Origin of the sequence: Pseudomonas sp. NBRC 111127, assembly GCF_001320345.1 — a bacterium.
GTDB classification, from domain to species: domain Bacteria; phylum Pseudomonadota; class Gammaproteobacteria; order Pseudomonadales; family Pseudomonadaceae; genus Aquipseudomonas; species Aquipseudomonas juntendi.
Map to the genome: position 1 here is coordinate 43331 of NZ_BCBD01000019.1, position 7652 is coordinate 50982.

8 protein-coding genes are annotated in these 7652 nt (G+C 65.5%); 4 read left to right on the forward strand and 4 right to left on the reverse strand.

The window, feature by feature from the left end; translation table 11 throughout:
- The first annotated feature begins 217 nt into the window (after window positions 1-217).
- Entirely contained in the window at window positions 218-1822 is a 1605-nt protein-coding gene (nadB, locus tag APH30_RS05925; protein ID WP_054911942.1) for an L-aspartate oxidase, read from the forward strand.
- Here the strand turns inward: nadB and APH30_RS05930 are convergent.
- Window positions 1809-2273 carry a protein YgfX gene (locus APH30_RS05930; protein WP_054911943.1) on the reverse strand — a complete coding sequence of 155 codons (465 nt, stop codon included), beginning with the start codon at window positions 2271-2273 and terminating at the stop codon, window positions 1809-1811. The genes nadB and APH30_RS05930 overlap by 14 nt on opposite strands.
- Window positions 2257-2511, reverse strand: coding sequence for a succinate dehydrogenase assembly factor 2 (locus APH30_RS05935; RefSeq protein ID WP_009684770.1), 255 nt, complete (start codon window positions 2509-2511; stop codon window positions 2257-2259). Before APH30_RS05935 ends, APH30_RS05930 begins: the two co-directional genes overlap by 17 nt.
- Window positions 2512-2644: 133 nt before the next feature.
- Between APH30_RS05935 and APH30_RS05940 the strand changes: the two genes are divergently transcribed.
- Both APH30_RS05940 and APH30_RS05945 read left to right on the forward strand, forming a co-directional pair.
- Window positions 2645-3586, forward strand: a complete 942-nt coding sequence (locus APH30_RS05940; protein ID WP_054911944.1) for a folate-binding protein YgfZ — start codon at window positions 2645-2647, stop codon at window positions 3584-3586.
- A 55-nt stretch (window positions 3587-3641) separates the two neighbouring features.
- Entirely contained in the window at window positions 3642-4448 is an 807-nt protein-coding gene (locus APH30_RS05945) for an HDOD domain-containing protein (protein ID WP_009684772.1), read from the forward strand.
- A 48-nt stretch (window positions 4449-4496) separates the two neighbouring features.
- Here the strand turns inward: APH30_RS05945 and APH30_RS05950 are convergent, their stop codons facing one another.
- Window positions 4497-5876: a sensor histidine kinase gene (locus APH30_RS05950; RefSeq protein ID WP_009684773.1), complete on the reverse strand. Its 1380-nt coding sequence runs from the start codon at window positions 5874-5876 to the stop codon at window positions 4497-4499.
- Window positions 5869-6540 carry a response regulator gene (locus APH30_RS05955; RefSeq protein WP_009684774.1) on the reverse strand — a complete coding sequence of 224 codons (672 nt, stop codon included), beginning with the start codon at window positions 6538-6540 and terminating at the stop codon, window positions 5869-5871. Before APH30_RS05955 ends, APH30_RS05950 begins: the two co-directional genes overlap by 8 nt.
- Window positions 6541-6738: 198 nt before the next feature.
- Here APH30_RS05955 and APH30_RS05960 point away from each other — a divergent pair.
- Window positions 6739-7652: OprD family outer membrane porin (locus APH30_RS05960; protein ID WP_054911945.1), on the forward strand; the 914-nt coding region annotated here is incomplete at its 3' end.

The following is a 7652-nucleotide window of genomic DNA, read 5'->3' on the forward strand; positions in this document are numbered from 1 at the left end:
GTCGCCGCGGCAATTTGTGGCGTGCGGGCAACCTTCATAGGATTTCCGGCCATGTCGGAAAGTTCCCACAAAGGTTGGCCACGCTGGCAGCTGGCATGGAAATTGGCCACCGGGGGCTGCTATAAAGGCAGCCCGGTCGAGCGAACAATAGTTTCACTATGCCACCTGCGCGTGGCTATTGTGCCGCGCCCCCTCCAAAGATTACTAGTGTCCCGACATGAGCCAACAATTCCAACATGATGTCCTGGTGATCGGCAGCGGTGCCGCCGGTCTCAGCCTGGCACTCAACCTCCCCAGACACCTGCGCATCGCCGTGCTGAGCAAGGGCGACCTGGCCAATGGCTCGACCTTCTGGGCCCAGGGCGGTGTCGCTGCGGTGCTGGACAATACCGACACAGTGCAGTCGCATGTGGAGGATACCCTCAATGCCGGCGGCGGCCTGTGCCATGAAGACGCCGTACGCTTCACTGTCGAACACAGCCGCGAAGCCATACAGTGGCTGATCGAGCAAGGCGTACCGTTTACCCGCGACGAGCACAACAGCGTCGACGATGGCGGCTTCGAGTTCCACCTTACCCGTGAGGGCGGCCATAGCCACCGGCGAATCATCCACGCCGCCGATGCGACCGGTGCCGCCATTTTCACCACGCTGCTCAAGCAGGCCCGCTCGCGCCCGAATATCGAGCTGCTGGAACAGCGCGTGGCAGTCGACCTGATCACCGAGCGGCGCCTGGGCCTGCCCGGCGAGCGCTGCCTGGGCGCCTATGTGCTCAACCGCAACAGTGGCGAGGTCGACACCTTCGGGGCACGCTTCACCGTGCTGGCCACTGGCGGCGCGGCCAAGGTCTACCTCTACACCAGCAACCCCGACGGCGCGTGTGGCGACGGCATTGCCATGGCCTGGCGGGCCGGTTGCCGGGTGGCGAACCTGGAGTTCAACCAGTTCCACCCGACTTGCCTGTATCACCCGCAGGCCAAGAGCTTCCTGATCACCGAGGCCCTGCGTGGCGAGGGCGCCCTGCTGCGCCTGCCCAATGGCGAGCGTTTCATGCCACGTTTCGACCCGCGCGAGGAACTGGCGCCCCGCGATATCGTCGCCCGCGCCATCGACCACGAAATGAAGCGCCTGGGTGTGGACTGCGTGTACCTGGACATCACCCACAAGCCAGCCGAGTTCATCAAGGGCCACTTCCCCACCGTGTACGAGCGGTGCCTGGCGTTTGGCATCGACATCACCCGCCAGCCGATTCCGGTGGTGCCTGCCGCGCACTACACCTGCGGCGGGGTAATGGTCGACGACCGCGGCCACACCGATGTGCCGGGTTTGTACGCGATTGGCGAAACCAGTTTCACGGGCCTGCATGGCGCCAACCGCATGGCCAGCAACTCACTGCTGGAGTGCTTTGTGTATGGCCGCGCCGCGGCTGCCGACATCGAGGCCAACCTGCAGCAGGTGAGCATGCCAAGGGCTCTGCCGGGTTGGGATGCCAGCCAGGTGACCGATTCGGACGAGGACGTGATCATCGCGCACAACTGGGACGAGTTGCGGCGGTTCATGTGGGACTACGTGGGTATCGTGCGCACCAGCAAGCGCCTGCAGCGGGCGCAGCACCGCATTCGGTTGCTGCTGGATGAAATCGACGAGTTCTACAGTAACTACAAGGTCAGCCGCGACCTGATCGAACTGCGCAACCTGGCACAGGTGGCCGAGCTGATGATCCTGTCGGCGATGCAGCGCAAGGAGAGCCGCGGCTTGCATTACACCCTGGATTACCCGGGCATGCTGGACGAAGCAAAGGACACGGTGCTCAGCCCGACCTGAGCGCTGCAGCGCCCCAGCGCCGCCGGCTGAATTTCAACCGCACCCGCAACCGCCGATGCTCATCCGCGCCCAGGGCATCCGGCGGTACGCACTGGCTTTGCCCCAACCAGCGCCCGGCGCGCTCAAAGCGCACCACCACCAACCCAGGCAGGGCCATGCTGTCCCGGCACAGCCGCACCGGCTGCCAGCCACCACCACGGGTGTACACCTGCCAGCCGCGCACATCACGGCGCAAGCCGGTAACGGCCTGTTCATGGGTCAACAGAATACGGCGGGGAAGCGCCCAGGCAGCGTGGGCAAGGCAGGCAATGATGAGGGTAAACGCCAGCCAGGCTGGCAGCGCACTTGCCCACGCGGCGAGCCAGGCTACCCCCTGGCATGCCAGGTAGACCGCCAGCAGCCGGCGCGAGCCCTGCCAGCGGCACTCATAACACTCACTTGGGCTGGACACGGTCCAGAATGATGCGAACCATGCGCTGCAGCTCCGGGTCTTCAGACTCGGTGCGCTCCATGAACCAGCCGAACATGTCCTGATCCTCGCAGCTCAACAGGCGCACATACAGTTCGCGGTCGGCCTCGTTGAGGGTGGGGTAGACTTCCTGGGTGAAAGGCACCAGCAGCACGTCCAGTTCCAGCATGCCGCGGCGGCTGTGCCAGAACAGCCGGTTGAGTTCAGTTTGTTCGACCATGGGGCCCTCCTCGAATGGCCCGCCAGTATACAGCCAGGCGAGCGCAGCGGCACCGGGCGTTGGTCTACTCACCTACCTATTTTGTTACCGGCGTTCTATGATGGCCGCCAGTCTTTAGCCACCGCGATGACCCATGGCCGATTCCGCTTTCTTCTGCCCCCTGTCCCACGAGGGCATCCTCGCCGTCCGCGGCTCCGATGCAGGCAAGTTCCTGCAAGGCCAGCTGACCTGCAACATCAACTATCTCAGCCAGGAACATGCCGGCCTCGGCGCCCGCTGCATGGTCAAGGGGCGCATGCAGTCGAGCTTCCGTATCCTGCCCGAAGGCAACGGCTACCTGCTGGCCATGGCCAGCGAGCTGCTCGAGGCGCAATTGGCCGACCTGAAGAAGTACGCCGTGTTTTCAAAGGCCACGCTCACCGATGAGAGCAGCGCCTGGGCACGCTTCGGCCTGCAAGGGGGCGAAGCGGCACTGCAAGCACTGGGGATCGACCTGCCCAGCGCCGCGGGCAGCACCGTGCGCCAGGCCGGGCTGATCGCGATCACCGTGTCCGCCGGCCGCGTAGAGCTGTGGGTAGCGGCGGACAACGCCGAGCCCGTGCGCCAGGCCCTCGCCGCCGCCCTGCCCGAAGGCAGCCTCAACGACTGGCTGCTCGGCCAGGTCCGCGCCGGCATCGGTCAGGTCATGGGGCCGACCCGCGAGCTGTTCATTCCCCAGATGATCAACCTGCAAGCCGTCGATGGCGTCAGCTTCAAGAAGGGCTGCTACACCGGCCAGGAGATCGTCGCGCGCATGCAGTACCTGGGCAAGCTCAAGCGCCGTCAGTACCGCCTGGCGCTGGACCAGGCCGCCGTTCCGGCGCCGGGGGCGGAAATCTTCTCGCCCACCCACGGCTCGTCGGTCGGTGAAGTGGTGCTGGCCGCCAGCAACGGTGCCGGCTGCGAATTGCTCGCCGTGCTGAGTGCCGAGGCGGTAGAGGACGACAACCTGCACCTGGGCAGCCTGGAAGGCCCGCGCCTGCAGGTGCTGACCCTGCCTTACGAACTGGACCGCGACCGGGAAATCCAGCGCTGACCAGCCTGCCCCGCCCGCATGGCGGGGCCGCACCACCACTGCGGTAGACACGCCCATGAACAAGCTGGCCGAGATGGTTCAAGCACAGTTGCTCGATGCCATCGAAAAGGATGACCTGGTCCTGCCGACCCTGCCCGAAGTTGCCTTGAGCATCCGTGAGGCGGCAGAAGACAGCGAGATCAGCGTAGCGGCCCTGAGCAAGGTGATCGGCCGTGATGCGGCGCTTTCGGCGCGCCTGATCAAGGTCGTCAACAGCCCACTGCTGCGCGCGGCGGTAGAAGTGACCGACCTGCACACCGCCATCACGCGGCTGGGCATCAACTACAGCTGCAACCTCGCCATCGGCCTGGTCATCGAGCAGATTTTCCACGCCCGCTCGTCGGCCGTGGAACAAAAATTGCGGGAAATCTGGGCCAACAGCCTGGAAGTGGCGGGCATCAGTTACGAAATCACGCGCCGCTACACCCAGCTCAAACCTGAGCAGGCGACCCTGGGTGGGCTGGTCAACCAGATTGGCGCGCTGCCCGTGCTGATCTACGCCGAAGAGCACAACGAACTGCTGTCCGACCCGGTGTGCCTGCATTATGTGATCGAGCAGATCCAGCCGGCGCTGGGTGACAAGATTCTCAAGGCGTGGGAGTTTCCGGAGCAATTGGTCAACCTGCCCTCGCAGGTTCAGGACCTGGACCGCCAGACTGACAAGGTCGACTACATCGACATCGTGCAGATCGCGCGTTGCATCAGCCAACGTGGGCGCCAGCGGCCGTTGGCGGCGCTGCCGGCGTACCGCCACCTGGGCTTGCCGTTCGGTACCGAGCTTGAGGTGGAAGAGCTGCTTGAGGCGCGGAGCATGTTGCGCTGACCCGCTCAAACCTGCGCTGGCCGGCGGTGGGCCAGCACAGGCACCGCGTCAGTCCGCGATAAAACTCACCCGTACCCGCAACCCGCCCTTCGCGCCATCATGCAGGCTCACCTGCGCCAGGTGCGCCCGGCAGATCTCGCCCACGATGGCCAGCCCCAACCCGCTGCCCTGCGCACTGCGCCGGTAGAACCGCTCGAAGACCCGCTCGCGCTCAGCCTCGGGAATGCCCGGCCCGTCGTCTTCCACTTCCAGCACGGCCGGGGCCAGCACGCGGATGATCACATTGCCGCCTTGCGGTGTATGCGCCAGGGCATTGTCCACCAGGTTGCTCAACAGCTCGTTGAGCAACGTCGGCTCGCCCTTCAGCCAGACCGGCGCCTCGGCCTCCAGCGCCAGCGCAACGCCGCGCTTGTGCGCCAGGGGCGCCATGGCCATGCCCAGCTCCCGGGCCAGTTGGCTCAAGTCCAGGCGCTGCGCACCGCCCTCGGCAATCGCCCGCGCGCCGTTCTCCACCCGTGCCAATGACAGCAACTGGTTGGCCAGGTGGGTCAACCTGTCGGTGCCCTGGGCGGCAGACTCCAACGTTTCCCGCCACGCCTGCGGCTCTGGCGAGCGCAGGCCCAACTCGACGCGCGCCTTCAAGGCCGCCAGCGGCGTGCGCAGTTCGTGCGCGGCATCGGCAATGAACTGGGCCTGGCGCTCGAACTGGCCACGCAGGCGTTCTGTGAAATGGTTCAAGGCACGCACCAATGGGCCCAACTCACGCTGCACCTGCACCACCGGCAGCGCCCGCAGGTCGTCGGGCTGGCGCTCCTCCACCGCCGTGCGCAGGCGCTCCAGCGGCCGCAGCGCCGCACTGACGGCGAACCACACCATCACCAGCGCCGCCAGCGCCAGCATGCCCAGGCGCAGCAAGGTATCGGCCATCAAGCCGCGGGCCATGCTTACCCGCGCCTCCTCGGTCTCGGCCACCCGGATTTCCGCCATGCCATTCATGTTCGGCTCGCTCACCGCCTTGAGCAAACTGACCACGCGCACGTCCTGGCCCAGGTAGGTGGCGTTGTAGAACCGCGCCAGCGCCGGGTAATCGTCGGTGCGGGGCGTGCCTGGCGGCGGTGGCGGCAGGTTCTCGTAACCGGAAATCAGCCGCTGCTGGATATCGAGCACGGTGTAGTAAATGCGCCCGGCGCTGTCGTAGGCGAAGGTGTCCAGCGCCACGTAAGGCACGTCGGCGCTCAGCGAGCCATCGCGCTGCGACAGCCCCGCGGCGATGGTCCGTGCCGAGGCCAGCAGGGTACGGTCGTAGGCGGTATCTGCAGCCTCGCGACCATTCCAGTAGGCGCTCAGGCCGCTGGCCAGCATCAGCACCACCAGCAGCAACGCCAAATTGCCCATCAAGCGCCCGCGCAGGCTGCCATTGTCACGCATCGCGGTGCTCTAGCAGGTAGCCCAGGCCGCGGAAGGTGACGATGGCTACCGGTTGGCCGTCGAGCTTCTTGCGCAAGCGGTGGATGTAGATTTCGATGGCATCGGGGCTGGCCTCCTCGTCCAGGCCGAAGACCTGGGCGGCCAGCTGCTCCTTGCTCATCACCCGGCCCGGGCGGGCGATCAGCGCCTCCAGCACACTTTGCTCACGGGAGGTCAGGGTCAGGTTGTCGTCGCCAAGGGCAAAACGCCGGGTATCGAGGTCGTACACCAACGGCCCGCAGCGCTGCTGGCGCTCCCCACCGAGCACGCTGCGCCGCAGCAGGGCTTTGACCCGGGCTTCCAGCTCGGTCAGCTCGAACGGCTTGGCCAGGTAGTCATCGGCCCCCAGGTTCAGGCCGTGGACCCGGTCCTTGACGTCGCTGCGGGCGGTCAGCATCAACACCGGCAGGGTCTTGCCGCGCCCACGCAAACGCGCCAGCACTTCAAAGCCATCCATGCGCGGCAAGCCGACATCCAGCACGGCCACTGCGTATTCTTCGCTGGCCAGGGCCAGGTCGGCGGCCACGCCGTCATGCAGCACATCCACGGTCAGGCCCAGGCTTTTCAAGGCCAAGGCCACGCTTTCGGCCAGTTGCAGGTGGTCTTCGACCAGCAGCACACGCATCGGTTTCTCCCTCTCGGCTGGGGCAATGGCGCGGAGTGTACCGCTGTCGCCGGGCCTGTGAAGCCCCTTGTGGCAACCTTTCAGGTTGAAAGGTTAGCGAAAGGTTCGTTGCCTAGCATCGCCCTACGGTCGCGCCTCGCACCGAAAAAAGCACCAGCAAGGTGCAACGAATAAGAACAATAAACGGAGTCACCGACGATGCTGTCAGCACAGCCGCAGGCGTTTGCGCCTACCCGTTCCTTTGCCTCACGCCCCAGCACCCTCGCCAGCGCCCTGGCGCTCGCCGGTGTCGCCCCGCTGAGCCAGGCCGCCTTCTTCGAAGACAGCACGGCCACCTTCGAAACCCGCAACATGTACTTCAATCGCGATTTCCGCGACGGCACCAGCGCGCAACAATCCAAGCGCGATGAATGGGCCCAGGGCTTCATGCTCAACTTCGAGTCCGGCTACACCGATGGCACCGTAGGCTTCGGCGTGGACGCGCTGGGCATGCTCGGTATCAAGCTCGACTCCAGCCCGGACCGCACCGATACCGGCCTGCTGCCGACCCACGATGACGGCAAGGCTGCCGACGAATACTCCAAGCTGGGCCTGACCGGCAAGGTCAAGGTGTCCCAGACCGAACTGAAGATCGGTACGCTGATCCCCGAACTGCCAACCCTGCAACCGAACGACGGCCGGATCCTGCCGCAAACCTTCGAAGGCGGCCTGCTCACCTCGAAGGAAATAAAGGGCCTGACGTTCACTGGCGGGCGCCTGGACAAAGCCAAGGACCGTAACGACACCAATTGGGAAGACCTGGCCCTGAACAACAAGAATGGCCGCTTCGGTGGTTCGTTCAGCGCCGATCACCTGGCCCTGGGTGGGCTCGACTACCAGTTCACCGACCGTATCACCGGCAGCTATCACTTCGCCCAGCTCGACGATATCTACCGCCAGCACTTCATCGGCATGGTCGCCACCCAGCCGTGGGGCCCAGGCACCCTCGGTGCCGACCTGCGCCTGGCCATCAGCGACGACGCCGGTGCCGCCAAGGCCGGCAACATCGACAACACCACGTTCAACGGCATGCTCAGCTACGCCCTGGGTGGGCACAAGGTCAGTGGCGCGTG